Source organism: Gemmatimonadales bacterium (assembly GCA_035502185.1).
Taxonomy (GTDB): Bacteria; Gemmatimonadota; Gemmatimonadetes; order Gemmatimonadales; family JACORV01; genus Fen-1245.
On sequence record DATJUT010000113.1, the window covers coordinates 22,927 to 49,139 of the forward strand.

Below are 26,213 nucleotides of genomic sequence, written 5' to 3' on the forward strand. Positions count from 1 at the left end.
GGCGCGGCCTGCCCCGCTGTCAACAGCGCGGAAACGCTACGGCATCAGGCGCCGGGCGGCCCAGTAGCCCACGAAGATGCCGGCGATGGAGCCCACGACCATGCCGGCGAGGCCCATCACCTGCTGGCCGAGGGCCGCGAGCAGGGTGGCGGCGATGAACACGAGCAGCGTCCGCAGCAGCTTCACGCGGCCTCCACGGTGGCGATGGTGAGCCCGCGGCGACAGCTCCGGCACCGCACCCCCTGCGGGAAGCGGCGCCCGACCGCGAGCTCGAAGTCCTGCTCCACGCCGCAGTCGGGGCAGACCGCGTGCGCACCGCGCACCAGATCGCGCCGGCGCAGGCGTCGCAGGAACTGCCAGATCCCGATCCCGAACAGCGACGGCACCAGCACGAAATGCGCGACGGGAATGAACACGCTCACCATCATCGCGCCCCAGAACCCGGCCAGCCCCTTGGCGGCGCGGCGCATCCGCTGCGACCGGTCGAAGTGCACGACGAGCAGCGTGGCCGGCGTCGGCGCCCCGTGGTACCCGCTCACGCGGAGCGGGCGGGGAACGGACGGACCGCCGTCGGGGAGGGTTCGGCTCACGCGCGATGTACCGCAGGCGGGGGCGGAGGTTCCGCACGACTTTGCACAGCAAAGTACTTGACACTTCCGCGGCGCCCGCCTATCCTCGCGGACATGCGACGTTTCGACCCCCCGGCCCCGCCGCCCGGCGCCCCCGCGCCCGGGGCGGACGCGCTGCACGCGCGGGCCATGGACGACCTGCGCTACATCCGGGCGACCATGGAGAACGCGGCGTCGTTCACGGCGCTGTCGGGCTGGGGCGGCGCCATCATCGGCCTCACGGCCTTTCCCGCGGCGTACCTGGCCTCCCGGGCCGCGACGCACCGCGCGTGGATGCGGGTGTGGCTGGTGGAGGCGCTGCTCGGCGTCGTGATCGGCGTCGGGATGACGGTGCGCAAGGCGCGGCGGGCGCGCCAGCCCCTGTTCGGGCGGCCGGGCCGCAAGTTCGCCCTGACGTTCGCCACGCCGATGGCGGCGGGCGCGATCCTCACCATTCCGCTCTACTACGGCGGGGCCACCGCGATCCTGCCGGGAACCTGGCTGCTCCTGTACGGGACGGCGTTCGCGACGGCGGGCGCGTTCTCGGTCAGCACGGTCCCGGTGATGGGCCTTTCCTTCATGGTGGTGGGCACGGCGGCGCTGGCCGCGCCGGCCGCGTGGGGCGACCTGCTGATGGTGGCGGGCTTCGGCGTGCTGCACGTGGTGTTCGGCGCCCTGATCGCGCGGAAGCACGGTGGCTAGGGCCGGCGCGATGCGGAAGGAGGCGGACCGGCGCCGCGTGGAGGAGCGCGAGCGGACCCGTCCGGCGAGCCACGCGTCCGAGCTCGACCGCCTGATCCACGAGCGGCTCCGTCTCGGCATCGTGAGCGCGCTGGCGGTGAACGAGTCGCTCAGCTTCGGCGACCTGAAGAAGCTGCTGGGCACCAGCGACGGCAACCTCAGCGTGCATGCGCGCAAGCTCGAGGAGGCGGAGTACGTCGCCTGCACGAAGTCGTTCGAGGGGCGGCTGCCGCGGACCGAGTACCGCCTCACCGCCGCGGGCCGCCGTGCGCTGGAGCGCTATCTCGAGCACATGGAGGCGCTGATCCGCGCCACCCGCGAGGGCTAGCGCACCGGGTGCCGCAGGATGGTCCGCAGCTTCGCCGGCCTCACGCGCTGCGGGTCCGACAGGTAGATCTCGTGGTGCTTGCCGCTGAACTTCAGGCCCTGCGCCTTGGCGAACGCCAGCATCGCATCCAGCGTCGGCCCCTCGTCCATGTAGGGACCGACGTGCAGCACCTGGACGCAGCGCCCCTCGGCGAGCCGCTCCAGCGCCACCCGGCCGATCGCCTTCGGCTTGCCCCTGGCGAGGAGCTGCCGCTTCGCTGCCACCACCTCGGCGGCGGTGACGAACGCCGGCATCCGGATCAGGACCTTCCACCGCCACTTCCCGCGGTCGGCCTCGATCATCCACCGCGACACCCCCACGCCCCACCACAGTCCCTCGAGGCCCGCGACCTTGAAGTCCCGGCCGGCCCGCTTGCGGGCCATCTTCACGGCGTAGGCGACGGCGTACAGCGCGCCCGCCTTCTCGCCGAACGCCGGGCCGCTGGGATCGCCCGACCCCGCGGCGGACAGGTAGCGCGCCGGCTTCGTCGCGACGATCGCGGGCGTGCGCGGCGCGGCGTACTCGGCGGCGTACAGCTGGTGGAGATCGAGCTTGCGGGCGGCTGGCATCGCGGCTTCCGGGTGGAGGTCCGCCGCCAAGATGACGCGGCCGGCGGTCCGCGGCCAGACCCCGGCCGCGCAGGTCCGGCGCGCCCACCCGCCGATCGCGCCGCCGTGACCTCGACCGTGCCCCGCATCCGCTGCCCCTGGAACGCGCAGTCGTACCGCACGAGCCCTCCTCCGGCGCGGGGTTTCTATGAACCGGTTGTGCTCGTTCAAGAAACCCGCGGCGCGGCGGCAAGCCTCTAGCGCCAGCCGCCGCTCGTGATACATTGCGGCATGGCCCGCCACCGCCTGGAGCGGCAGATCGCCGGCATCGCGGCGCTCGAGGAGCCCGCGCGGCGCGCCCTCTACTTCTACGCGGTGGACCGGGGCGGCGCCGTCTCGCGCGACCAGGCCGCGCGCGGGACGGGGATCTCGCGGGCCCTGGCGGCCTTCCACCTCGACAAGCTGGTGGCGGCCGGCCTGCTGGTCGCCGAGTACCGCCGGCTCACCGGGCGCTCGGGACCGGGGGCCGGCCGGCCCGCGAAGCTCTACCGCCGTTCGGACGAGCAGCTCGCCGTGAGCCTCCCGCCGCGCAGCTACGCGCTGGCGGCGGAGCTGTTCGCCGAGGCGCTCGAGCGCGGGACCGCGCGCTCCCGGGACCTCGGGCGCGTGGCACGCGCGTTCGGGGAGCGGCTCGGAAAGCAGATGGGCGAGGGGGCGCCGCGGGGCGCGGCACGCCGGCGGCCGCTCGCGGCGGTGACGGCGGCGGTGGAGATCCTGGGCTTCGAGCCCGCGCCGGAAGGCACCGGGGTGCGCCTGCGCAACTGCCCGTTCCACGCCCTGGCCCTGCACCATCGCGCCCTGGTGTGCGGCGCCAACCACGCCATGCTCCAGGGCCTCGTGGCGGGACTCGGCGCCCCCGGCGTCGAGACCGCGCTCGACCCGCGCCCGGGGATGTGCTGCGTCGCGCTCCGGCAGGCGCGCGGCACGCGCGGCGCCCGCCGGGCTCCGGCCCGGCGCCGGGCCTGAGCGCGTGGGCGCGCTCCGCGCCGCGGCGGGAGCGGGCTAGCGCGGTGGGCCGACGCGCCGGCATCGCCCTGCTCGCGGGCGCCGTCGCCGCGCTGGCCCGGGCCGCGCCCGCCGCCGCCCAGGAGCCGGTGGTGCCGCCCTGGGACTCGGTCGCGGCCATCCTCGAGACGCCGGCCGTCCCCGCGGCCGGCTACGTCCGCTACAACTTCCCGCGCCGCGACTTCACCGTGCGGCTGGGCGATGTCACCCTCGCCGTGCCGCTCGTGGCGGGGGCGTGGGCGGGATTCGCCGGGTCGGCCGCCGACGCCCTCGTGATGGGCGACCTGGTGCTCACGCCCGGCGAGCTCGGTCCGGTCGAGGCCGCGCTGCTCCACCAGCGCCTCGAGGTGACGGGGATCCACGACCACCTGGTGGGCGAGCAGCCGAGGCTGGTCTCCGTGCACTTCCACGCCGAGGGGGCCGCGCTGGATCTGGCCCGCCGGCTCGATTCCGTGCTCGCGCGGACCCTCACGCCCCGGCCGGTGGCGGCGGTCGTGGCGCCGCCGGTGACGGTCGACACCGCCACGGTCTTCCGCGTGCTGGGCCGGGGCGGCCGCGCGCAGGGCAGCGTGGTACAGCTCGGTTTCCTGCTGGTGAGCCGGCCGGTGCGCTGGCACAAGCGCACGCTGCCGCCCGCGCTGGCTCTCGCCACGCCGGTCAACATCCAGGCCATCACGCCGCGCCGGGCGGTGGCCACGGGCGACTTCGCGGTCCTCGAGGCCCAGGTGGCACCGGTGCTCCGCGCGATGGCGGCGAACGGCATCGTCGTCGAGGCGCTGCACGGCCACATGGTCGGCGAAACGCCGCCGGTCTACTTCATCCACTTCTGGGCCGACGGCTCGCTGCCCGCCGTGGTCGCCGGCCTCAAGGCGGCAATCGACGCGGCGCGGTGAAGGCCCGGCCGCGAGGCGCACCCCACGGCGGCCGACCTGGGCCCGCCCGGGCTCCTGGCCGCGACCGCAGCCCCGGCGCGGTCCCAAGCGGGCGGCGCGACACCCGCCCTCTTGAGGAACGCCGCCCGCGACGGTACTCTCCCCGGCGGATCGCCGTTCCTCTTTGACAACTCGGGGGTTGCAGCCGTGGACGCTTCACCGGTCGTTGCTCGCGGCCATAACCTGGCCGCCCTGGTCCCGCCCGTTCCCGCGGCCGCCGCGCCGTACCTTCAGGCCATCCCCGAGTCCCGTCCCGTCCTCGTCCTCGCCGCCGACGCCGACCGCGCCGTCGCACTCCACGAGGCCGCACCCCGCGCCGCCGCGCTCGCCGTCTCCGGCCTCGCACGCGCCCAGCGCCAGCTCACCGCGGGACTGCCGGGCCGCCTCTCGGTCTCGCCGGCCGACGCGCTCCGCCTCCTCAAGCGATCGGCCCTGAGGGCCGCGGAGTTCCAGACGGTGGTGTTGGCGTGGCCCGAGCAGCTCGACGACGAGGGACGCGAGGCGCTCGCGGCGGTGATGGCCGAAGTGGCCCGCGACGCCCAACGCATCATCCTGGTCTCCGCGCCCTCGCCCGAGATCGAAGCGCTCATCGAGCGCTACGCGTTCAAGGCCGTCACCTTCGGCTTCCCCCCCAACGACGCCAGCGACCTGCCCGCCCCCGCCGCCCTCGGGCCCGCGAGCTACGTCGTGGCCCGCCCCGAGCGCTTCGACGCCGTGCGCCGCGACGTTCTCGACGCGCTCGATCCCGCGTCGGACGACGACGTGACCGTCGCCCCGTGCCCGCCGAGCCGCGACGCCGCCGAGGGGCTGGCGCGGGCCGCGGCGGGTGCGGCGCGGCGGCTCGTCCTGGTCGTCGAGCCGTGCCAGCTGTCCTGGCTCCGGGGCGTATTCGCGCCCCTCACGGCGCTGCGACTGCCGACGGCGTTCGACGCCCTGGAGCGGCAGTCGGAGGCGCTGCGCGCGCGGCTCGCGCACACCATCGAACACGATAGCCTGGACCGCGAGCTGTTCCTCATCGGCCCGCTGCTCGGCCGCTTCGATCCCGCCGAGGTCGCCGCCGCGGCGCTTCGCCTCGGCCCGGGCGCGCCCGCCGGGGCGCACGCCCCGCCCGACGCGGCGGCGCCGGGCGCCGGCGCCGAGACGCCGGGCGCGGTGCCCGCGTGGGCGAAGCTGTGGATCGGCGTCGGCAAGAAGGACAACGTGCGCCCCGGTGACCTGCTGGGCGCGATCGTCGGCGAGGCCAGGTTGGCCGCCGAGCACGTCGGGAAGATCGAGGTGCGCGAGCTCTACTGTCTGGTCGAGGTGCGGGCCGAGGATGCGGAGCGGGTGGTGCGTGCCCTGACCGGCACGAGCCTGCGGGGCCGCCGGGTGGCCGCGCGGCTGGATCGCGGCCACGCCCCGGCGGCGGCCGGCCGCCCGGGCAAGGGGTCCTGACGCGAAGCGCCGCCCCGGGAAACCCGAGGCGGCGCCTCAAAAATCAGCGGATCGGTGGCCGGGCTACTTGTTCTTGCGGACGGCGTCCTTGAGGCCCTTGCCGGCGCGGAACACCGGAGCGACCGACGCCTTGATGGTGATCTCCTTGCCCGTGCGCGGGTTGCGCCCCTTGCGAGCGCCGCGCTTCCTGGTCTCGAAGTTCCCGAAGCCGGTGATCTGCACCTTGGCGCCCTTCTTCAGCTCGTTGGCGATGACGCCGCTCGGAGCGAACAGCGCCTCGACCGTGCGACCGGCATCCGCCTTCGACATCTTCGTCTTGCCTGCCAGCGCGCCCACGAGATCGGACTTGTTCACCGGAGGACTCCTTCGCAGTGGGGGGTGTGCGTAGCGGGGCGGTGCCCCGATATGCCCGAAAACCTAGGTATTTCCTTGATTTTTCGCAATAGGGAAAGTCCGCGCCTTGACCCCCTCGGCACCGACTTTCATACTTCCGCACCCCTCCCGCCCACCCAGGATCGAAGATGTTCCACGGTACCAAGCCCGGCTGGATCGAAGTCATCTGCGGCTCGATGTTCAGCGGCAAGAGCGAGGAGCTGATCCGCCGGATCCGCCGGGCGGTGATCGCCAGGAACAAGGTCCAGGTCTTCAAGTCCCATCTCGACGCGCGCTACGCCGGGATCTACACGGTCTCGAGCCACGATGGCGGCATCGCTGAGGCGGAGCCGATCAACGAGGCGCGCGAGATCATGCAGCGCCTCAAGGCGGACACGCAGGTCGTGGCGGTGGACGAAGCGCAGTTCCTCGACGAGGGGATCGTGGAAGTGGCCAACGCGCTCGCCGACCGGGGGGTGCGGGTGATCCTCGCCGGCATCGACACCGACTTCCGCGCCGAGCCCTTCGGCGCGATGCCGGCGCTGATGGCCGCGGCGGAGATCGTGGACAAGCTGCACGCCATCTGCGTGGTGTGCGGCGGGCCCGCGACCCGCAACCAGCGGCTGGTGAACGGCCAGCCCGCGCCCTACGACTCGCCGCAGATCATGGTGGGCGGGCACGAGGCCTACGAGGCGCGCTGCCGCCACTGCCACGACGTGCCGCGCAGGGACGAGCTGCAGCGCAAGCTGTTCGAGATCTCGGCGCCCGCCTGATGCTCTCGGTCGCTCTCACCGGCAACGTCGCGGCGGGCAAGAGCACGGTGCTGGCGCACTTCGCGCACTGGGGCGCGGTGGTGGTGGACACCGACCAGCTGGCGCGCGAGGCGGTCGCCCCCGGCCGGCCGGCGCTGGCCGCGATCCTCGCGCGGTTCGGCGACGACCTGGCGCTCGCCGACGGCTCGCTGGACCGCGCGCTGCTGCGGCGCCGGGTGATGGGCGACGACGAGCGCCGGGCGGTGCTCAACGCCATCACCCATCCCGAGGTCATGCGGCTGCACGCCGAGCGGCTCGAGGACGCCCGCAAGGCCGGCGCCGCGATCGTCGTGTCCGACATCCCGCTGCTGTTCGAGGTCCTCGATCCCGACGCGTGGGACGTGGTGGTCCTGGTGGACGCGCCGGAGGAGACGCGACGGCGGCGGCTGGTGGAGCTGCGCGGCTACGCCGACGAGGAAGCCCGGGACGTGATGAGCGCGCAGCTGTCGAGCCGCTTCAAGCGCGCCAAGAGCCACATCGTCATCGACAACGACGGCTCGCTCGAGGCGCTGCAGGCGAACGCGCGAGCCGCGTGGGACGCGCTCACCGCCGAGGTGACCCGCCGCCGCAACGCGCGGCGCTAGAGCCGCGCGCGGCGCCGCGCGGGCGCGCGTTTTTCGCTTGACACCGGCCGGCGCCCCGAATACCCTTTGGGGCCGCCAGGAACCCTCGCTGCACGTGGAGCCCCGATGTCGAAGATCCCGGACGACCTCGCCTACACCGAAGAGCACGAATACGTCCACCAGACTGGCAAGCCGGGGATCGTCGAAGTCGGGATCACGGACTACGCCCAGGGCGAGCTCGGCGACGTGGTGTACGTGGATCTCCCCAAGCCCGGCGCCACGTTCGGCAAGATGGAGCCGTTCGGCACCATCGAGGCGGTGAAGGCGGTCTCGGAGCTGTACTGCCCGGTCGCCGGTGAAGTGGTGGAGGTGAACGCGGCCATCGAGGGCGACCCCTCGGTGATCAACAAGGACCCCTACGGCGGGGGCTGGATGATCCGCCTGCGGGTCACGAACCCCGCGGAGCTCGGCGAGCTGCTCGGCCCCGCGGACTACGCCGCGCACATCGGACAGTAACCACGGCGCCCCGGGCCAATCCCCGGGGCGCTGCACATTCTCCCCTCAGGCTCGATCTCCCATGTCCTACGTACCCCACAGCGACGCCGACGTCCGCGAGATGCTGAAGACGATCGGCATCGCCTCGCTCGACGAGCTGTTCGCGGCGATCCCCGCCGCGCTGCGGTCGGGCCGGCCGCTCGCCGTGCCCGAGGCCTCCCCCGAATGGGACACCGTGCGCGCGGTGAGCGCGCTGGCGGGCGAGGACGCCCCGCTGGTCTGCTTCGCGGGCGCGGGGATGTACGACCACTGGGTGCCCTCGATCGTGGACCACGTGCTGCGGCGCTCCGAGTTCTACACGGCCTACACGCCCTACCAGCCCGAGGTCTCGCAGGGCACGCTGCAGGTCATCTACGAGTTCCAGACCATGATGTGCGAGCTGTCGGGCATGGACGTCGCCAACGCCTCCATGTACGACGGCGCGAGTGCCTGCGCCGAGGCGGCCATCCTGGCCGGCAGCGTGAAGAAGGACCGGCCCCGGGTGGTGATGGCGCACACCGTGCACCCCCACTACCGCCGCGTGACCGAGACCTACATCGGCGCGACGGGACGCACGGTCGCGGTGGCCCCGCGCCGGTCCGACGGGACGCTCGACCTCGCCGCCGCGGGCCCGCTCCTCGCCGGCGCGTCCTGCCTGGTGGTGCAGCAGCCCAACTTCCTCGGCGTGATCGAGGACCTCGGCGCGTGCGCCGCCGCGGCGCACGACGCCGGCGCCCTGCTCGTGGTGGCGTTCAATCCGGTCGCGATGGCGCTGCTCGAGAGCCCCGGCGCCCGCGGTGCCGACGTCGCCGTGGCCGAGGGCCAGCCCCTCGGCATCCCGATGAGCTTCGGCGGCCCGGTGCTCGGCATCTTCGCCGCCAAGCAGGACTACATCCGGCACATGCCCGGCCGCATCGTCGGGGTGGCCCGGGACCACGAGGGCCGGCGCGGCTTCGTGCTGACGCTGCAGACGCGCGAGCAGCACATCCGCCGCGAGAAGGCGACCAGCAACATCTGCACCAACCAGGGGCTGCTGGCGCTCGCCGCCACCGTGTACCTCGCCACGGTGGGCCTCGAGGGCCTCCGGGGCGTCGCCGAGGCGTCGTGCGTCAACGCCCACGCGGTGTACGACGCCGTGACCCGGATCAAGGGGTACGCGCCGCTCTGTCCGGGCGGCCCGTTCTTCCACGAGTTCGCGGTGCGGACGCCCAAGCCCGCGGCCGAGATCGTCCACCGCGCCGCGGAGCTCGGCGTGCTGCCCGGCGTCGCACTCGACCGCTTCGCCTCCCCGATGGAGGACGGCCACGCGCTGCTCATCGCGGCGACCGAGAAGCGCACCACCGCCGACGTGGACCGGCTGGTCGAAGTGCTGAAGAAGATCTGAGCCGACGGCGATGCCCACGCTCACCTTCCACGGCCACGACTGCTTCGTGCTCGAGCACGCCGGCAAGCGGATCGTGTTCGACCCCTTCCTGACGGGTAACCCGCTGGCCGACATCGAGGCCGCCGCGCTGCCCAGGCCGGACGCCATCCTGCTCACCCACGGCCACGGCGACCACCTCGGCGACGCCATTCCGCTCGCCAAGCTGCACAAGGCCACGATCGTGGCACCGTACGAGCTGGCGCTGTTCTGCGCCGAGCAGGGCGCGCCGAACGTGCACCCGATGCACCTCGGCGGCGCGCGCGAGTTCCCGTTCGGGAAGGTGAAGCTGGTGGTGGCGTTCCACGGCGGCGGCATCGAGGGCGACGACGCGGGACGGTTCACCACGTTCCCCTGCGGCTTCGTGGTCACGGTGGGGGGCCGCAGCGTGTACCACACCGGCGACACCGCCCTCACGCTGGAGATGCAGCTGCTCGAGGGCCGCGTGGACGTGATGCTGCTCCCCATCGGCGACAACTTCACGATGGGGATCGAGGACGCGGTGCGCGCCGTGTCGTTCGTCAAGCCGCGGGTGGCCATCCCGATGCACTGGGGCACCTTCCCGGTGATCGAGGCCGATCCCCAGGCCTTCAAGCAGGCGGTCGGAGCGCTCGCCCAGGTGGTGGTGCTCCAGCCCGGCCAGTCGTACGCCTTCTAGAGGACGACCATGCAGCCGTTCCCGCTGAGCCCGATTCCCACGCCCCTCATCTTCGAGCGCTCGCGGAGCGGACGCGGCGGCACGCGGGTGCCCAGGCCGGTCGCCCCGCGCCGCGCGGCCGACCTGCTGCCGGCCGCGGCGCTGCGCCGGGACCCGCCGCGCCTGCCCGAGGTGCCGGAGTTCGAGGTGATGCGGCACTTCGTGGAGCTGTCGCTCAAGAACCACCACGTGGACCGCGCCCTGTACCCGCTGGGGTCGTGCACCATGAAGTACAACCCCAAGGTCAACGAGGACATGGCGCGGCTGCCAGGGTTCGCCGCGCTGCATCCCTTCACGCCCGACTCGGCGTGCCAGGGCGCGCTGCAGCTGATGTTCACGCTGGGCGAGTGGCTCAAGGACGTCAGCGGGATGGACGCGATCACGCTCCAGCCCGCGGCCGGCGCGCAGGGGGAGATGACGGGCATCTTCCTGATCGCCGCCTACCACCGCTCGCGGGGCGACGCGGCGCGCAAGACGGTGATCATCCCCGACAGCGCCCACGGCACCAATCCGGCCACGGCCGCCCTGGCGGGCTTCGTGGTGAAGGCGATCAAGTCCGATGCCCGCGGCCAGATGGACCTCGGGACCCTGAAGGCGGCGCTGGGGCCGGACACCGCAGCGGTAATGCTCACCAACCCCAACACCGTGGGCCGATTCGAGACCGAGGTCGTCGAGATCGCGGCGATGGTGCACCGGGCCGGCGCCCTGCTCTACATGGACGGGGCCAACATGAACGCCCTCATGGGCGTGGTGCGGCCGGGCGAGAGCGGCGTGGACGCGATGCACTTCAACCTCCACAAGACGTTCTCGACGCCGCACGGCGGCGGCGGGCCCGGGGCGGGCCCGGTGGCCGTGAAGCAGCACCTCGAGCCGTTCCTGCCCGTGCCGACGGTCGTCAAGATCGGTGACGCCTACCGCCGCGAGTGGAACCGCCCGCAGACGATCGGGAAGCTGCACGGCTACGCCGGGAACTTCGGGATGATGGTGCGCGCCTACACCTACATCTCCATGCTGGGCCGCGAGGGCATCCGGGAGACGGCGCAGGCCGCGGTGCTGAACGCCAACTACCTCGCCGCGCGGATCGAAGCGAAGTACCCGCTGCCCTTCGGACGGGGGATGCACGAGTGCGTGGCGACCGGCACGCCGTTCAAGGAGAACTACGGCGTCAAGACGCTCGACATCGCCAAGCGGCTGCTCGACTACGGCTTCCATGCCCCGACCGTGTACTTCCCCCTCATCGTGCCCGAAGCGCTGATGATCGAGCCGACCGAGACCGCGACCAGGGACGAGCTGGACCGCTTCGCCGACACGATGCTGCAGATCGCGAAGGAGGCGGAGGAGCAGCCGGAGCTGGTGACCGGCGCGCCCCGCCTGACGCCGGTGAGCCGGTTCGACGAGGCGGCGGCGGCGCGGAACCCCGACGTGAGGTACGCGTTCGGCCGGTAAGGACCCGGCCCACCGCCGCGGGCCGGCAGCCAGCGGGAAGGAAACGATGCAGCCCTCGACGCTCCTGTTCATCGGCGCGGTCGCGATCTCGGCCGGCTTCGCCCTCCTCGCCGCCGCCCGCGACGACCGCCCCGGCTTCGCCCTCTTCAAGCCCATCACGACGTTCATCATCCTGCTCGGCGCCGCCTGGCTGATCCGGCCGGGCAGCCAGCCGTACCGCGGCCTCGTGGTGCTCGGGCTCGCGCTCTCGCTCGCGGGCGACGTGCTGCTGCTTCCCCGTCCCGACCGCTTCGCCGCCGGCCTGGCCGCGTTCCTGCTCGCGCACCTGGCCTACCTCGCCGCGTTCACGCTCGGCAACCCCATCGCCCCGGGGCAGCTCCGCCTCCTCGTGCCGTTCCTGGTCGCAGGCGCGGCGGTCACCCGCTACGTGTGGAGCGATCTGGGGGCGCTGCGAGTCCCGGTTCTCGCGTACGTCACCGTCCTGTGCGCGATGGCCTGGCGCGCGGCGGCCCGCGGCCGCGCCCCGGACGTCACCCACGCCTCCTATCTCTGCGCGCTCGCGGGCGCCTCGCTGTTCGTGGCCTCGGACGCGATTCTCGCCGTGCGCCGCTTCCGCCATCCGTCGCGCGAAGCGCACGCGCTCGAGCTGGCCGCGTACTGGGCTGCGCAGACGCTGATCGCGCTGTCGGTGAGAGCCTGACGCCGCGTCGCCGGGTCGCAGCCCCTGTTCGACCGCAACTCCGACGCGCCGGATCGGGCTACCTTCCTGGCCCGCGGTTTGCTAGTCTTCTCGGCGCCTGCAGACCGCCGCCCACCCGAACGTCCGGGGACCTCCCGTGCCTGCTAAGTCCAAGAGCGCCAAGAAGGCAGCCCCGAGCAGGGCTGCCGCCTTCCATCTCACGTACGCCACCATGTTCGAGCCGCCCGAGGCACTGCACGCGAGCTACGACCGGGCGCTCGCCAAGGTGCGCAGCGAGCTCGGCCGCGACTACCCGCTCCTCGTTGGCGGCGAGCCGCGCATCGCCGCCGAGCAGTTCGAGGACAAGAGCCCCATCGACACGGACTGGCTGCTGGGCCGGTTCCAGAAAGGCGGCGTGGACGACGCCCGGGCTGCGATCGACGCGGCGCGCAAGGCGTTCCCCGCCTGGCGTGCGCTCCCCTGGCAGCGGCGGGTGCGGTACCTGCGCGCCGCCGCCGCCCTGATCAACAAGCGCGTCTTCGAGTTCGCCGCGATCGATTCGCTGGAGGTCGGCAAGAACCGGATGGAGGCGCTGGGCGACGTGCAGGAGACGGCGGACCTCATCTCGTACTACTGCGACCAGATGGAGCGGCACGACGGCTACGTGACGCCGATGGGCCGCGATCCACTCCGGGGCTTCACGGCGTCCAACACCAGCCTGCTCAGTCCCTATGGCGTCTGGGTGGTGATCTCGCCGTGGAACTTCCCCGTGGCACTCTCGGGCGGGCCCTCGGGCGCGGCGCTGCTGGCCGGCAACACGGTGGTGGCCAAGCCCGCCACCGACACGCCGTGGGTCGGGTACTTCCTCGCGCGCTGCTTCCTCGACGCGGGCCTGCCCAGGGGCGTCTACAACTTCGTGACCGGGCCGGGAGGAACGCTCGGCGAGGAGCTGATCACCAACCCGCACGTGGACGGCATCACGTTCACCGGCTCGTTCGACGTGGGCATGCACATCTACCGCAGCTTCGCCGGCGGGAAGTGGCCCCGGCCGTGCATCGCCGAGATGGGCGGGAAGAACGCGACGATCGTCTCGCGCCATGCCGACCTCGACCAGGCGGCGCTCGGCTGCTACCGCTCGGCCTTCGGCCTGCAGGGCCAAAAGTGCTCGGCCACGAGTCGCATCTTCGTGGAGCGCCCGGTCAAGGACCAGCTGACGGCCCGCCTGCTCGCGCTGCTCGAGCGCACCAACATCGGCGACCCCACGGTGCGGGAGAACTGGCTCGGCCCGGTGGCCAATGCGGCCGGCGCCCGGAGCTACGAGAGCTACTGCGCGGAGCTGCGCCAGGCGGGGACGATCCTGTTCGGCGGCCGGCGGCTCACCCAGGGAGACCTGGCGAAGGGGTACTTCTGCGCGCCGACGCTGGCGGACAACGTGCCGGCGAGCCACCGGCTGTGGCGCGAAGAGATGTTCCTCCCCATCGCGATGATCGCCGCCGTGGACTCGCTCGACGACGCCATGCGCCGGGCCAACGACGTGGACTACGGCCTGACGGCCGGATTCTACGGGAACCAGCGGGAAGCGCAGTGGTTCTTCGAGCGGATCGAGTCCGGCACCTGCTACGCGAACCGGCCGCAGGGCGCGACCACCGGCGCCTGGCCGGGGCTGCAGCCGTTCGGCGGCTGGAAGGGGTCGGGCTCCACGGGCAAGTCGGCCGGCGGGCTGTACTACCTGCAGCAATTCATGAGAGAGCAGAGCAGGACGCTGATAAGTGAGAAGTGAGAAGTGAGCGGTGAGAGGTTCAAGTGAGCGGTGAGAGGCAAGGACGTGAGAGGAGCGGTGCCGCTTCTCACCACCGCCGCTCACTTCTCACCGAGACTCCTCACCTCGCACTTTCACTTCTCACCCTTCACACCTCACTTCTCAAGGTGTGCGCCGATGAAGAGTGAGAGGTGAGCACCGACTGGCTGGTCCTCGTCGACGAGCCCGCATCCGGCCCCTGGAACATGTCTCTCGACGCCGCGCTGCTTGCGGCGGCCGAGCGCGAGGGCTGCTGCGCGCTGCGGCTCTACGCGTGGGATCCCCCGACCCTCTCGTTCGGACGCAACGAGCCGGCGCTGACGCGCTACGACCGCGCCGCGATCGCCGCGCGCGGCCTCCCGGTGGTGCGCCGCCCGACCGGCGGCCGCGCCGTCTGGCACCACCGCGAGGTCACCTACGCCGTGGCCGCCCCGGCCGCGACGTTCGGATCGCTGCGAGACACGTACCGCGAGATCCACGCCATGCTCGCCGCGGCGCTCGCGGCGCTCGGCGCCGACGTGCGGCTCGCGGCCGACCGGCCGACCGACGGCGTCGGCTCCGGGGCCTGCTTCGCCAGCGCGGCCGGCGGGGAGGTGACGGCGCCGGGAGGCGGCAAGCTCGTCGGCAGCGCCCAGGTGCGCGGCGACGGCGCGTTCCTCCAGCACGGCTCGCTGCTCCTGGCCGCCGAGCAGGACGTGGTCGCCGCCGTCACGGTGGGCGAGGCCAAGGCTCCCGCCGCCACCGGCCTAGCCGAGCTGATCGGCCCCCCGGGGGCCAGCTGGGGCGCGGTGAGCGCGGCCATCCACGCCGCGGCGGCCGTCCGCTGGGGCGTGCCGGCCGGCGCCCGGGCGCTGCCGGCGCCCCTGCGGCGATCGGCCGAGCGGCTCGTGGCCACGTACGCCGACCCCGCCTGGACCTGGCGCCGGTAGCTAACGCCAAGCCGGCCAAAGGGATCGGTGCGCCCGCCCCGCCGGCCTAACGCTCCCGTGACGCGCGCTGCATAGTAAGACCCCGGAAACAACCGCTTCCACTTCGCGGCCGACCTGCCATCCATCGTCACGCCCTCGCTCGGAGGCTTTCATGCGCGTGCTGCCGATCCTGCTTGTTGCGATCGCCGTCCCCCTCGCCGCCCAGCAACCGAAGCCCCGACACCCCGCGCCGCGCCCGTCCCACGCCGCGGCGGCCGCACCGGCGCCGGTGCGCGGCCCGACGGTCGAGGGCATCACCGAGTACGACCTGGCGAACGGACTCAAGGTGCTGCTGTTCCCCGACTCGTCCAAGCCGACCATCACCGTGAACATCATCTACCTGGTGGGCTCGCGGTACGAGGGGTACGGCGAGACGGGAATGGCCCACCTGCTCGAGCACATGATGTTCAAGGGCACGCCGCATCACCGCAACATCCCGCAGGAGCTGACCGAGCACGGGGCGCAGCCGAACGGCACGACCTGGTTCGACCGCACCAACTACTTCGAGACGTTCGCGGCCACCGACACGAACCTGACCTGGGCGCTCGACCTCGAAGCGGACCGGATGGTCAACAGCTTCGTCGCCAAGCACGACCTCGAGTCCGAGATGACGGTGGTGCGCAACGAGTACGAGTCCGGCGAGAACGACCCGTTCGGGGTGCTGATGGACCGCACGCTCTCGACGGCGTACCTGTGGCACAACTACGGCAAGGCCACGATCGGCGCGAGGAGCGACATCGAGCTGGTGCCGATCGAGCGGCTGCAGTCGTTCTACCACCGCTACTACGAGCCCGACAACGCGGTGCTGGTCGTCGCCGGCAAGTTCGATCCGGCGCACACCCTGCAGCTCGTCACCAGCAGGTTCGGGAGCATCCCGCGGCCGGACCGCAGCGGCGTGCTCAAGATCTACCCGACCTACACGGTCGAGCCCACGCAGGACGGCGAGCGCAGCGTCACGCTGCGGCGGGTGGGCGACGTCCAGGTCGTCGCGGCCGCCTACCACGTCCCGGCGGGCTCGGACTCGGACTACGCCGCCGTGGACGTGCTGAGCGAGGTGCTCGGGAGCGCGCCCTCCGGGCGGCTGTACAAGGCGCTGGTGGACACCAAGAAGGCGGCGGACGTGGGCGCCATCGCGTTCCAGTTCCGCGACCCCAGCATCCTGTACCTCTACGCCCGGGTCCGGCTTGGCGACCCGCTGGACAGCGCGCGGGCGGCGCTCGAGCGCACGGTGGACTCGGTGATCGTCACGGTGCCGACGGCCGAGGAAGTCGAGCGCGGCAAGGCGTCCCTGCTGCGCAACATCGAGCTGAATCTCAACAACTCGTCGCGGGTCGGGCTGCAGCTGTCGGAATGGGCCGCGATGGGCGACTGGCGCCTGCTGTTCCTGTACCGCGACCGCCTGAAGGCCGTGACGCCGGCGGCGGTGCAGCGGGTCGCCAGCCGCTACCTGGTGCCGTCCAACCGGACGCTGGGGCTCTTCATCCCGACCCCGGCCCCGGTGCGCGCCGAGATTCCCCCGGTGCCGGACGTGGCCGCGCTGGTGCGCGACTATCACGGCGACACGGCGCGCGTGGCGGGCGAGGCGTTCGATCCGTCCCCGGCGAACATCGAGCAGCGCACCACGCGCTCGACGCTGGCGAACGGGCTGCAGCTGGCGCTGCTGCCCAAGCGCACCCGCGGTCAGACGGTCAACGCCATGCTGCGGCTGCGCTACGGCAGCGAGACGGCGGTGACCGGCAAGGCGGAGATCGCCGACCTGGCGGCGGACATGCTGTTGCGCGGCTCGCTCCACCACACCCGGCAGCAGATCAAGGACTCGCTCGACAAGCTGCAGGCGCGGGTGAACGTGTTCGGCGGCGCGACCTCGACCTCGGTCATGATCGAGACCACGCGGCCGAGGCTCCCGGCGGTGCTCGGCCTCCTGGGCGAGGTCCTGCGCGAGCCGGCGTTCGACTCGACCGAGTTCCGCGCGCTGGTCCAGGAGAACCTGGCCCAGATCGAGGAGCAGAAGAGCGAGCCCACGGCGATCGCCTTCCGGACCTTCCAGCGCCGCCTCGGCGACTACCCCAAGGGCGATCCCCGCTACGTCGCGACGCTGGACGAGCTGGCGGCCAGCTATGCCGCGGCGACGCTGGAGGGCGTGCGCCGGTTCTACGCCGACTTCTACGGCGCCTCCAACGCCGAGCTGTCGGTGGTGGGCGACTTCGACGCGGCGCAGATCACGCAGCTGGTGACCGCGCGCCTCGGCGACTGGCGCAGCGCGCAGCCGTACGCGCGCGTGCCGCAACCCTACCAGGCCCGTCCCGACACGACCGTCGTGATCGAGACCCCCGACAAGGCGAACGCGATGTTCGTCGCGGGCATGAACCTGCACATCCGCGACGACGATCCCGAGTACCCGGCGCTGATCCTCGGCAACTACATGCTGGGCGGGGGATTCCTCAACTCCCGGCTCGCCGCCCGCATCCGGCAGAAGGAGGGTCTGAGCTACGGCGTCGGCTCGATGCTCAACGCGGGAGCGATGGACTCGAGCGGCACCTTCGCCGCGTACGCGATCTACGCTCCCCAGAACGTCCGCAAGCTCGCGACCGCCTTCCGCGAGGAGATCGACCGGGCGCTCCGCGACGGGTTCACGGCCACCGAGGTCGAGCAGGCCAAGGCGGGGTGGCTGCAGTCGCGCGAGGTCGGACGGGCCCAGGATCAGCAGCTGGCGGGCACGCTGATGTCGTACCTGTTCTACCATCGCACCCTGGCCTATGACGCGGATCTCGAGCGGAAAGTCCAGGCGCTGACGGTGGACCAGATCAACGCGGCGATCCGCCGCTACCTCGACCCGGCGAAGTTCGTCATCGTGGAGGCCGGGGACTTCGCCCACCATCCGGCGGAGTGACCGGATCGGACCATTCGCGGACCACGAGGGGGCGCCACGGCGCCCCCTCGTGACGTCGGGGGCGAATCACCCGGTGCGCCGGATTGGCCGGCTCCGCTAGACGGAGGCGCGCGAAGCAGTAGATTGGGCGCCGTGAGAACCGGCGTTGTGCTCGTGGCGGCCGCGCTGCTCGCCGGGTGCGCGAGACGACCTGCGGCACCGGCCGCCGGCGGCACGATGGTGATCGCCACGACGGGCGACGCCGACGTCCTCCTGCCGCCGGTCACCGCGCTCGAAACCGGCATCAACGTCTCCGACCTCCTGTTCTGCCGCCTAGCGGAGCTGAAGCTCGGCCTCAACACGGTGGACGACTCGGGCTTCCGCCCGGTGCTCGCCCGGAGCTGGGACCACCCCGACTCGCTCACGATCGTCTTCCACCTCGATCCCCGGGCGCACTGGCAGGACGGCACCCCGGTGACGGCGGCGGACGTGGCCTTCACGTTCCGGACCTACCGCGATTCGGCGGTGAACGCGCCGCTGGCGCCGTTTCTCGCGCCCATCGCGTCGGTCGCGGTCCGCGACAGCCTCACCGTGGCCTTCCGGTTCCGGCGCTGGTATCCGGAGCAGCTGTACGACGCGACCTATCACATGCGGATCCTGCCGCGGCATTTGCTCGACACGATCCCGGCGGCGCGGCTCGCGTCGGCCCCGTTCGCGCGCGCGCCGGTCGGCGACGGGCCGTACCGGTTCGTGAGCTGGCGGGCCGGCGCCGAGATCTCGCTCGCGGCCGACACCGCGTTCTTCCTCGGCAGGCCGGGGCTGGACCGGCTGATGTGGCGCGTGTCGCCCGACCTCGCCGGCGCGGTCAGCCAGCTGCTCGCGGGCGAGGCCGACGCCATGGAGGTGATCCCCGCCCGCGGGCAGCTGGAGCGCGTGCAGCAGTCGCGCGACGTGCGGCTCGTTCCGTACCCGTCCCCGTTCTACGCCGCCGTCGTGTTCAACCTGCGGCGGCCGCCGTTCGCGGACCGCGACGTGCGGCGCGCCATCGCGATGGCGGTGGACCGCCAGACCGTCGTGCGCTCGGTGTTCGGCCCGTTCGCCGACCTCGCGGTCGGCGCGGTCAGCCCGATGCAGGCGATCTGGAGCGATTCCATCCGCCAGCTCCCCTACGACACCGCCGCCGCGGCCCGCCTGCTCGACCAGCGCGGCTGGCGGCGTGGCGCGGCCGGCGGGATGCGCGCCCGGGGCGGGACGCCGCTGCAGTTCGACCTGCTGGTGCCGACCTCGAGCCAGTCGCGGCAGCAGGCCGCCGTGATCCTGCAGGACGAGCTCCGCCGCCTCGGCGTGGACGTGCGCATCCGGCCCGTGGAGTTCACGGTCATGGAGCGACGCACCGTGACCGGCGACTTCGATGCCGCGATCGTGTCCCGGACGACCGACCCGAGCCCGGCGTCCCTGCTGCAGTGGTGGAGCCCGGGCGCGGGCGCCAACATCGGCGGCTACGCCGACGGGACGTTCGAGTCGCTGACCGCGGCCGCCCTGCGCGCCCGCACGCGGGCGGACGCCGCGCCGCGCTGGCGGCGTGCGCTGGAGCGTCTCAACGACGAGGCGCCCGCGGTGTTCCTGTTCTCGCCGCGGAACGAGGCGGCCGTCAGCACGCGCATCGCCGACGTCACGATCCGGCCCGACGCCTGGCTCGCCACGGTCACCGGGTGGCACGTGCGCGAGCCGCCGCGCGCCGCGAGCGACCGGGGCGCCCCGGGACCGTAGCCCGTGCTCGGGTTCGTCGCCCGGCGCCTCGGCTTCGCCGTCGTCAGCGTCGCGGCCGTCGTCCTCGTCACCTTCGTCCTCGCGCACGCCGCGCCGGGCGCGCCGATGCTCGGCGCGCCGGAACGGACCTTCGCCTCGCCGGAGACCATCGCCCGCCAGCGGGCGCTGTTCGGGCTCGATCGCCCCCTCCCGGAGCAGCTCCTCCGCTACGCGGCCAACCTCGCCCGCGGCCAGCTCGGCGAGTCGTTCGTCCTGCACCGGCCCGTCGCCGCCGTGCTCGCCGAGGCCGTGCCCAACACGCTGCTGCTCGGCGGCGTCGCGCTGCTGGCCTCGCTGCTCCTGGGCCTGGCGGTCGGCGCCGCGCAGGCCGCCCGTCACCACTCGCGCACCGACACCGCGCTGGGCGTGGCCACGCTGGTGCTGTATTCCGTGCCGGTCTTCTGGCTCGGGCTGGTCCTCCTGCTGGTCTTCGGCGAGCAGCTGCACTGGCTGCCGGTGAGCGGCATGACCAGCGCGCTCCACGACACCCTCTCCCCGGCCGGGCGCGTCCTCGACGTCGCGCGCCACCTCGTGCTGCCGGCCGCGAGCCTGGCCCTGGTCCAGGCCGCCGCGTTCGCGCGCTTCCAGCGCAGCGCCCTGGTGGACACCCTCGGCGCGACCCACATCCGCAGCGCCCGTGCCCGGGGGCTCCCGGAGCGGGCGGTCCTGCTCCGGCACGCGCTTCGGGGCGCGCTGGCGCCCACCATCACGCTGGCCGGCCTGTCGGTGCCCTATTTCCTCTCCGGCTCGGTGCTGGTCGAGAGCATCTTCGGCTGGCCCGGCCTCGGGCGGGTCACGTACGACGCGATCTTCGCCCGCGACTACAACGTGATCACGGCCGTGGCGCTCGTCGCAGGCGTCCTGGTCGCGCTCGGCAACCTGCTCGCCGACGTGGCGGTGGCGGTCGCCGACCCGCGCGTCAGGCTGGACCGGTGAGGTCCAGAACGTCGCCGGTCGAGTGCGGGCGGCGCGAAGACCGCCGCGGGCGTCGGGCCGTGCATGGGGTGGCGCGGTGAGCCCCTGGCGGCTGGCCGCGCGCCGCTTCGCCCGCAACCGCCCCGCGGTGCGGGGCGCCGGCCTGGTGGTCCTGCTGGCGCTCGCCGCGCTGCTGGCGCCGTGGCTGACGGCCGACCCCCTGGCGCAGCCCGACCCCGTGCGGCTGCAGGACCGGCCGCCGTCGCTCGCCCACCCGCTGGGCACGGACCCGTTCAGCCGCGACGTGCTGAGCCGCACGCTGCACGGCGCCCGGGTCTCCCTGGTGGTCGGCACCGGCGCGGCGCTGCTCGCCGTGACGCTCGGCGCCGGCATGGGTTTGGTGGCCGGGCTGGCCGGCCGGCGCACCGACCAGCTGCTGATGCGCGGCGTGGACGTCGCGATGGCGCTGCCCCGCATCCTGCTCCTGCTCGCGGTGTTCGCCGTCTGGGAGGACGCCCCGGCGGCGGCGGTGGTGGTACTCATCGCGGCGACGGGGTGGTTCCAGACGAGCCGCATCGTGCGCGCCGCCGTGCTCAGCCTGCGGGAGGCGGAGTTCGTCGTCGCCGCGCGCGCCCTCGGCGCCCCGGCGCCGGGCATCGTGCGCCGCCACCTCTTGCCTCACGTGGCCGCGCCGGTCATCGTGAGCGCGTCACTCGACGTCGGCAACATCATCCTCCTCGAGGCGGGCCTGTCGTACCTGGGCCTCGGGGTTCGGCCGCCCACTCCCACCTGGGGCAACATGATCATGGACGGCAAGGACGTCCTGCTCACGGCCCCCTGGGTGGCGCTCGCGCCCGGGCTCGCCCTGGTCGTCACCGTGGTGGCCTTCAACCTCGCGGCCGACGGACTGCGCGACGCGCTCGACCCCCGGATGGCGGCGTGAGCGGCGCTCCAGTGCCCGACGCCCCCGCGGCGCCGCGCGCGCCCTTGCTGGAGGTCCGCGACCTCGCCGTGCGCTTCACGGGGCCGGACGGCGTGGCGCGGGCGGTGGACGGCGTCGACCTCACGGTGGGCGAGGGCGAGACCGTCGGCCTGGTCGGCGAGTCGGGCTGCGGCAAGAGCGTCACCGCCCTGGCCGTCCTCCGGCTGGTCGAGCCGCCCGGGCACATCGCGCACGGGAGCAGCGTACGCCTCGAGGGACGCGACCTGCTCGCGCTCGGCCCGAAGGAGATCCGGGCCGTGCGGGGCAACCACGTCGCGCTCGTGTTCCAGGATCCGCTCAGTGCCCTCAACCCGGTCCTCAGGGTCGGCTCCCAGATCGCCGAGGCGATCCGCGCCCACGAGGCCGTCACCCGCAGCACCGCGCGGTGGCGCGCCGTCGAGATGCTGGCTGCCGTCGGCATCCCCGACGCGGAGCGCCGCGCCGCGGCCTACCCGCACCAGCTGTCCGGCGGGATGCGGCAGCGGGTGCTGCTGGCGATGGCGCTCGCCTGCCGGCCCCAGCTCCTGCTGGCCGACGAGCCGACGACCGCGCTCGACGTCACCATCCAGGCCGAGATCCTCGAGCTGCTCGACGCCCTGCAGCGGAAGCTCGGGATGGCGGTGCTGCTGATCACCCACAACCTCGGCATCGTCGCGGAGCGGACGCGGCGCGTCTACGTGATGTACGCGGGCCAGATCGTCGAGGAGGCTCCGACGGCGCGGGTGTTCGCCCGGGCGGCGCACCCGTACACCGAGGGGCTGCTGGCCGCGATCCCGCGCCTCGAGGAGCGCCGCGACCGGCTGCGCGCCATCCCCGGCCAGGTGCCACCCGCGACCGACTGGCCGGCGGGCTGCCGCTTTCACCCGCGCTGCCCGCACGCCTGGGATCGGTGCCGCACCGAGATGCCGCCGCTGCTCCCGGTGGCGGAGGGGCACCGGGCGCGGTGCTGGCTGGTCGAGGAGCCGGAGAGGCGACGGAGGTGAGAGGTGAGAGGTGAGAGGGTCGAGTGAGAGGTGAGAGGTGAAAAGCGAAAGGCGTGAGAGGTGAGTCCCGCCTCGCCGGCCCCGCCGCTGGTCGCGGTCCGCGACCTGGTCACGCACTTCGTGCGCAGGACGGGCCTCCTCGGCGCACGCCGCGAGACGGTGCAGGCCGTCAACGGGGTGAGCTTCGACATCGCGGCCCGGGAGACGCTCGGCCTGGTCGGGGAGTCGGGCTGCGGCAAGACGACGCTCGGCCGCACGATCCTGCGGCTGGTCGACCGCACCTCGGGCGAGGTGCGGTTCGACGGCCAGGACCTGTTCGCGCTCGACCCGGCCGCGCTGCGGCGGGTGCGGCGGCGGATGCAGGTGGTCTTCCAGGATCCCGACGGCTCGCTCGACCCGCGCCAGTCCATCGGCCGCGCGGTCCGGGAGGGGATCGAGGTGCACCGGCTGGCGCGCGGCGCCGAGGCCGATCGCCGCGTCGAGGCCCTGCTCGAGGAGGTCGGCCTGCCGGCGGGCTCGGCCGCACGCTACCCGCACGAGTTCTCGGGAGGCCAGCGGCAGCGGGCGGCCATCGCCCGAGCCCTCGCGGTGGAGCCGGAATTCCTCGTGTGCGACGAGCCCGTCTCCGCGCTCGACGTGAGCGTGCAGGCGCAGGTCCTGAACCTGTTGGTGGACCTGCAGTCCCGGCGGGGCCTGTCGTACCTCTTCATCTCCCACGACCTCGCCGTCATCCGCCACATCGCGCCGCGCGTCGCGGTGATGTACCTGGGCCGGATCGTGGAGCAGGGACCCGCGGACCGGATCTACCGGCAGCCCCTGCACCCCTACACGCAGGCGCTGCTCACCGCCGTCCCGGTGCCCGATCCCGGGAAGGGACGCCAGCGCATCGTGCTGGCCGGAGACCCGCCGTCGCCCGTCCATCCCCCGCCCGGCTGCCCGTTCCACCCGCGCTGCCAGCACCCGGGCAAGGACGAGACGTGCCGGACGGTGCGGCCGGAGCTGCGGGAGCTCGGCACGGGGCACTTCGTGGCCTGCCACCTCGCCGGACGCTGAGGCGCCACCCGTGACTGCGGCGGTCCTCGTCCTGCTGGTGGTCGCCGTGGGCCTGCTGCTCGTGCTCGTGGCCCGGCGGCCGGCGGCTCCCGGGCCCGAGACGGCCCTTCTCCAGCAACAGCTCGTCGAGGTGCGGGGCCGCCTCGACGCGCTGGTGGCGTCGCAAGGCGGGGTCGTCGGCGACATGAGGGAGCGTCTCGGCCGGCTCGCCGAGGCGACCGGGCGGCTCGAGGCCGTGGGCCAGACCGTCGCCAAGGTGCAGGAGCTGCTCCAGGTCCCGCGCCTCCGCGGCACGCTCGGCGAGGTCTGGCTCGAGGAGCTGCTGCGCCAGGTCCTGCCGGAAGGCCTGTGGACGACCCAGTACGCCTTCCGCTCCGGCGAGCGCGTGGATGCCGCCATCCGCGTCGGCGACCGGCTCGTGCCGGTGGACGCGAAGTTCCCGCTCGAGGCGTGTCAGCGGATGCTCGCCGCCGACGCCGCCAGCGCCGAACGGGAGCGGCGAGCGTTCCGCCGCTCGCTGCGCGACCGCATCGACGAGATCGCGGACAAGTACATCCGGCCGGACGAGGGGACGTTCGAGTTCGCGATGATGTACATCCCGGCGGAGAACGTCTACTACGAGGCGGTGGTCCGCGGCGACGACCTCGACGGCGACGAGAGCGTCGTCGGCTACGCGCTGCGCCGCAAGGTCATTCCGGTCTCACCCAACACCTTCTACGCCTACCTCGCGGCGATCCTGCACGGGCTGAAGGGGCTCGAGGTCGAGAAGCAGGCGCGGGAGATCCTGCAGTCGCTGGGCGGCCTGCAGCAGCAGTTCGTGCGGTTCGACGCCGCGTACCGGCTGGTCGGCAAGCACCTCGACCACGCCGCGCGCCAGTACGGCGAGGCCGAGCGACAGATCGGCCTGATTCAGGAGAGGTTCGAGAAGATCACCGGAGTCCAGGCAGGTGGTGGGTTGCAGGTCGTAGGTGGTGAGGAGCCGCCGGCCGAGGATGCTGGCGCCGCTTCGGCGACACCCACCCCGTAGCACTGCCACCCACCACCTGCCACCCACCAACGTCGCTACACGTATCGCGCGATCGCCATGCAGACCACGGTGACGCCGAGCAGCATGGCCGTGAGCCGGCCGCCGGTCCGGAGCCGGCCCTGCAGCGCGACGACGCGGGCGAGCTGCTCAGGCGACGGGCCACCCGACTGTCCCGGGACGGCCGCGGCGACCCGCTTCAGCTGCGCCGCGGTCCGGCCGGACACCCCGATCCCGATGACCGCAGCCAGCAGCGCGCACAGCGCGCCGATCGACAGGGTGACGCCGAGTCCGCTCCGCATGAACGCCGGCTGGAATCCGGCCGAGTCGATGGACAGCAGCCAGACGCCGGCCGCGATCGAGACCAGCGCGACCGCCGCGACGACGATCGGATAACGGCCACCGGCCAGCCGTTGCACGAACCGGCCGCCGTCGGCGCCCGCCGCCGCGGCTGCCGGCTCGACGAAGCCGGCGAGCATGAACGTCGCTCCCGCCCAGAAGACGCCGCCCCCGACGTGCAACACGCGCAGCACGAGTGTGAACCAGCTCATTCCCCTCCTCCTCGCCGTCTGGAACCGGGCCGACCGGCCCCTGGGCCGGTCCGCGTCACTCGAGCGGTATGTGCCTGCCGTTGGCTGCGAGCCAGGTCTCGAACGTCTGCAGCGCCGGATTCAGCTGGCGCGACACCTCGATGCTGTGCAGGCGCCGGATGTCCTGGGCGAAGTCCCGGTCGAACTGGAACATGTTCGCCAGGTCGTCGGCGCCCGGGAAGCCGAATCCCCGGTATACCTCGGGCGGTACGGCGTTGTACGCGATGGTCTTGCCCAGGGCCTTCGACATCGCCGCGGCCATCTGCTGGCCCGTGAGGTGCTCGCCCGCGATGCTCACGGTCTTGCCGACGAACTCCCCGCCACGCTGGAAGATCCCGAAGGCGCACCTGCCGATGTCCTCGGCCGCGATGCCCGCCAGCGTACTGTCACCCAGCGGCAGGGTGATGGCCAGCTTGCCGTCCGGGCCCTTCTTGGGGCCCATGCCGAAGTGGACGAAGTTGTCCCAGTAGAAGCAGGTGGCGAGGCACGTGGTCGGCACCCCGGCATCCGTGAACAGCCGGTCCGAGGCGCCCTTGGCGTCGAAGTGGGGGACCTTGTACTTGCCCATCAGCGTCGGCATCCGGTTGTCGCCGAGGGGAACCCACTTGCGCGTGTCCTCGAGCGTGGACCAGATCGTGTGCCGGACGCCCGCGGCCTTCGCCGCCCGGGCCATCGCCCCCGCCTCCGCCATTTCCTTCTCGGGCGACATGTGCGCCCAGTAGAAGGTCACACAGAAGGCGCCGTGCGCCCCGGTGAACGCCTTCCGCAGGCTCTCCTCGTCGTCGACGTCGGCCGCGACCACCTCAGCGCCGAGCGCCCGCAGCTCCTTCGCGCGGTCGGAGCGGATGTCCCGCGTGAGCGCGCGTGCCGTGTACGGACCGTTCTTGTCCGCCATGATCGCGCGGACGAGCCCTCCGCCCTGCGCGCCCCGCGCTCCCACGACCGCGATGATCTTCCTGTCCGCCACTCTCGGCTCCTCTCGATGCACCGTTGGATGGGATCGC

At 73.0% G+C, this 26,213-nt stretch carries 27 protein-coding genes; 21 read left to right on the forward strand and 6 right to left on the reverse strand.

What is annotated here, in order from left to right:
• Positions 1-36: 36 nt before the first annotated feature.
• Positions 37-186 (reverse strand): hypothetical protein, encoded by a 150-nt coding sequence (locus tag VMF70_15485; protein ID HTT69426.1) that lies wholly within the window; start codon positions 184-186, stop codon positions 37-39.
• Positions 183-590: a hypothetical protein gene (locus tag VMF70_15490; GenBank protein ID HTT69427.1), complete on the reverse strand. Its 408-nt coding sequence runs from the start codon at positions 588-590 to the stop codon at positions 183-185. The genes VMF70_15485 and VMF70_15490 overlap by 4 nt, the downstream gene beginning before the upstream one ends.
• A gap of 93 nt (positions 591-683) precedes the next feature.
• Between VMF70_15490 and VMF70_15495 the strand changes: the two genes are divergently transcribed.
• Complete coding sequence (locus VMF70_15495; GenBank protein ID HTT69428.1) at positions 684-1,310, forward strand: hypothetical protein; 627 nt, start codon at positions 684-686, stop codon at positions 1,308-1,310.
• Complete coding sequence (locus tag VMF70_15500; GenBank protein HTT69429.1) at positions 1,303-1,677, forward strand: transcriptional regulator; 375 nt, start codon at positions 1,303-1,305, stop codon at positions 1,675-1,677. Before VMF70_15495 ends, VMF70_15500 begins: the two co-directional genes overlap by 8 nt.
• Here the strand turns inward: VMF70_15500 and VMF70_15505 are convergent.
• Positions 1,674-2,285, reverse strand: a complete 612-nt coding sequence (locus VMF70_15505) for a GyrI-like domain-containing protein (GenBank protein ID HTT69430.1) — start codon at positions 2,283-2,285, stop codon at positions 1,674-1,676. The two genes, VMF70_15500 and VMF70_15505, sit on opposite strands and share 4 nt — an antisense overlap.
• Positions 2,286-2,555: 270 nt before the next feature.
• Here VMF70_15505 and VMF70_15510 point away from each other — a divergent pair, with 270 nt between their 5' ends.
• From VMF70_15510 to VMF70_15520, 3 genes are all read left to right on the forward strand, one after another.
• Positions 2,556-3,290 (forward strand): hypothetical protein, encoded by a 735-nt coding sequence (locus VMF70_15510; GenBank protein HTT69431.1) that lies wholly within the window; start codon positions 2,556-2,558, stop codon positions 3,288-3,290.
• Between the two features lie 44 nt (positions 3,291-3,334).
• Positions 3,335-4,222: a DUF1259 domain-containing protein gene (locus VMF70_15515; GenBank protein ID HTT69432.1), complete on the forward strand. Its 888-nt coding sequence runs from the start codon at positions 3,335-3,337 to the stop codon at positions 4,220-4,222.
• Between the two features lie 186 nt (positions 4,223-4,408).
• Positions 4,409-5,695, forward strand: coding sequence for a DbpA RNA binding domain-containing protein (locus VMF70_15520; protein HTT69433.1), 1,287 nt, complete (start codon positions 4,409-4,411; stop codon positions 5,693-5,695).
• 63 nt (positions 5,696-5,758) lie between these two features.
• Here the strand turns inward: VMF70_15520 and VMF70_15525 are convergent, their stop codons facing one another.
• On the reverse strand, positions 5,759-6,049 hold the full coding sequence (locus VMF70_15525) for an HU family DNA-binding protein (GenBank protein ID HTT69434.1): 291 nt from the start codon (positions 6,047-6,049) through the stop codon (positions 5,759-5,761).
• A 167-nt stretch (positions 6,050-6,216) separates the two neighbouring features.
• On the opposite strand from VMF70_15525, the gene VMF70_15530 reads away from it, so the two are divergent.
• The 16 genes from VMF70_15530 to VMF70_15605 all read left to right on the forward strand — a co-directional run bounded on the left by VMF70_15530 (position 6,217) and on the right by VMF70_15605 (position 24,622).
• On the forward strand, positions 6,217-6,840 hold the full coding sequence (locus tag VMF70_15530) for a thymidine kinase (GenBank protein ID HTT69435.1): 624 nt from the start codon (positions 6,217-6,219) through the stop codon (positions 6,838-6,840).
• Positions 6,840-7,463 carry a dephospho-CoA kinase gene (gene coaE / locus VMF70_15535; GenBank protein ID HTT69436.1) on the forward strand — a complete coding sequence of 208 codons (624 nt, stop codon included), beginning with the start codon at positions 6,840-6,842 and terminating at the stop codon, positions 7,461-7,463. Before VMF70_15530 ends, coaE begins: the two co-directional genes overlap by 1 nt.
• A 105-nt stretch (positions 7,464-7,568) precedes the next feature.
• The gene (gcvH, locus tag VMF70_15540; protein HTT69437.1) at positions 7,569-7,958 is read left to right on the forward strand and encodes a glycine cleavage system protein GcvH; all 390 of its coding nucleotides are present in this window, start codon (positions 7,569-7,571) and stop codon (positions 7,956-7,958) included.
• 61 nt (positions 7,959-8,019) lie between these two features.
• Entirely contained in the window at positions 8,020-9,360 is a 1,341-nt protein-coding gene (gene gcvPA, locus VMF70_15545) for an aminomethyl-transferring glycine dehydrogenase subunit GcvPA (protein HTT69438.1), read from the forward strand.
• A gap of 10 nt (positions 9,361-9,370) precedes the next feature.
• Positions 9,371-10,054 (forward strand): metal-dependent hydrolase, encoded by a 684-nt coding sequence (locus tag VMF70_15550; protein ID HTT69439.1) that lies wholly within the window; start codon positions 9,371-9,373, stop codon positions 10,052-10,054.
• A 9-nt stretch (positions 10,055-10,063) separates the two neighbouring features.
• A complete protein-coding gene (gene gcvPB, locus VMF70_15555; GenBank protein ID HTT69440.1) occupies positions 10,064-11,539 on the forward strand; it encodes an aminomethyl-transferring glycine dehydrogenase subunit GcvPB in 1,476 nt (491 codons plus the stop codon).
• A gap of 46 nt (positions 11,540-11,585) precedes the next feature.
• Complete coding sequence (locus VMF70_15560) at positions 11,586-12,239, forward strand: lysoplasmalogenase (GenBank protein ID HTT69441.1); 654 nt, start codon at positions 11,586-11,588, stop codon at positions 12,237-12,239.
• A 136-nt stretch (positions 12,240-12,375) separates the two neighbouring features.
• Complete coding sequence (locus VMF70_15565; protein HTT69442.1) at positions 12,376-13,998, forward strand: aldehyde dehydrogenase family protein; 1,623 nt, start codon at positions 12,376-12,378, stop codon at positions 13,996-13,998.
• A gap of 170 nt (positions 13,999-14,168) precedes the next feature.
• Positions 14,169-14,945: a hypothetical protein gene (locus VMF70_15570; GenBank protein ID HTT69443.1), complete on the forward strand. Its 777-nt coding sequence runs from the start codon at positions 14,169-14,171 to the stop codon at positions 14,943-14,945.
• Between the two features lie 151 nt (positions 14,946-15,096).
• A complete protein-coding gene (locus tag VMF70_15575) occupies positions 15,097-17,874 on the forward strand; it encodes a pitrilysin family protein (GenBank protein ID HTT69444.1) in 2,778 nt (925 codons plus the stop codon).
• Positions 17,875-18,006: 132 nt separating this feature from the next.
• Positions 18,007-19,623, forward strand: coding sequence for an ABC transporter substrate-binding protein (locus tag VMF70_15580; protein ID HTT69445.1), 1,617 nt, complete (start codon positions 18,007-18,009; stop codon positions 19,621-19,623).
• A gap of 3 nt (positions 19,624-19,626) precedes the next feature.
• Positions 19,627-20,598: an ABC transporter permease gene (locus VMF70_15585; protein HTT69446.1), complete on the forward strand. Its 972-nt coding sequence runs from the start codon at positions 19,627-19,629 to the stop codon at positions 20,596-20,598.
• Between the two features lie 76 nt (positions 20,599-20,674).
• Positions 20,675-21,520 carry an ABC transporter permease gene (locus tag VMF70_15590; protein HTT69447.1) on the forward strand — a complete coding sequence of 282 codons (846 nt, stop codon included), beginning with the start codon at positions 20,675-20,677 and terminating at the stop codon, positions 21,518-21,520.
• Positions 21,517-22,542 (forward strand): ABC transporter ATP-binding protein, encoded by a 1,026-nt coding sequence (locus tag VMF70_15595; protein ID HTT69448.1) that lies wholly within the window; start codon positions 21,517-21,519, stop codon positions 22,540-22,542. The genes VMF70_15590 and VMF70_15595 overlap by 4 nt, the downstream gene beginning before the upstream one ends.
• A gap of 60 nt (positions 22,543-22,602) precedes the next feature.
• On the forward strand, positions 22,603-23,595 hold the full coding sequence (locus VMF70_15600; protein ID HTT69449.1) for an ABC transporter ATP-binding protein: 993 nt from the start codon (positions 22,603-22,605) through the stop codon (positions 23,593-23,595).
• A 10-nt stretch (positions 23,596-23,605) separates the two neighbouring features.
• Positions 23,606-24,622, forward strand: coding sequence for a DNA recombination protein RmuC (locus VMF70_15605; GenBank protein HTT69450.1), 1,017 nt, complete (start codon positions 23,606-23,608; stop codon positions 24,620-24,622).
• A gap of 35 nt (positions 24,623-24,657) precedes the next feature.
• Here the strand turns inward: VMF70_15605 and VMF70_15610 are convergent, their stop codons facing one another.
• On the reverse strand, positions 24,658-25,170 hold the full coding sequence (locus VMF70_15610; GenBank protein HTT69451.1) for a hypothetical protein: 513 nt from the start codon (positions 25,168-25,170) through the stop codon (positions 24,658-24,660).
• 55 nt (positions 25,171-25,225) lie between these two features.
• Positions 25,226-26,176, reverse strand: a complete 951-nt coding sequence (locus tag VMF70_15615) for an NmrA/HSCARG family protein (GenBank protein HTT69452.1) — start codon at positions 26,174-26,176, stop codon at positions 25,226-25,228.
• Positions 26,177-26,213 lie beyond the last annotated feature (37 nt).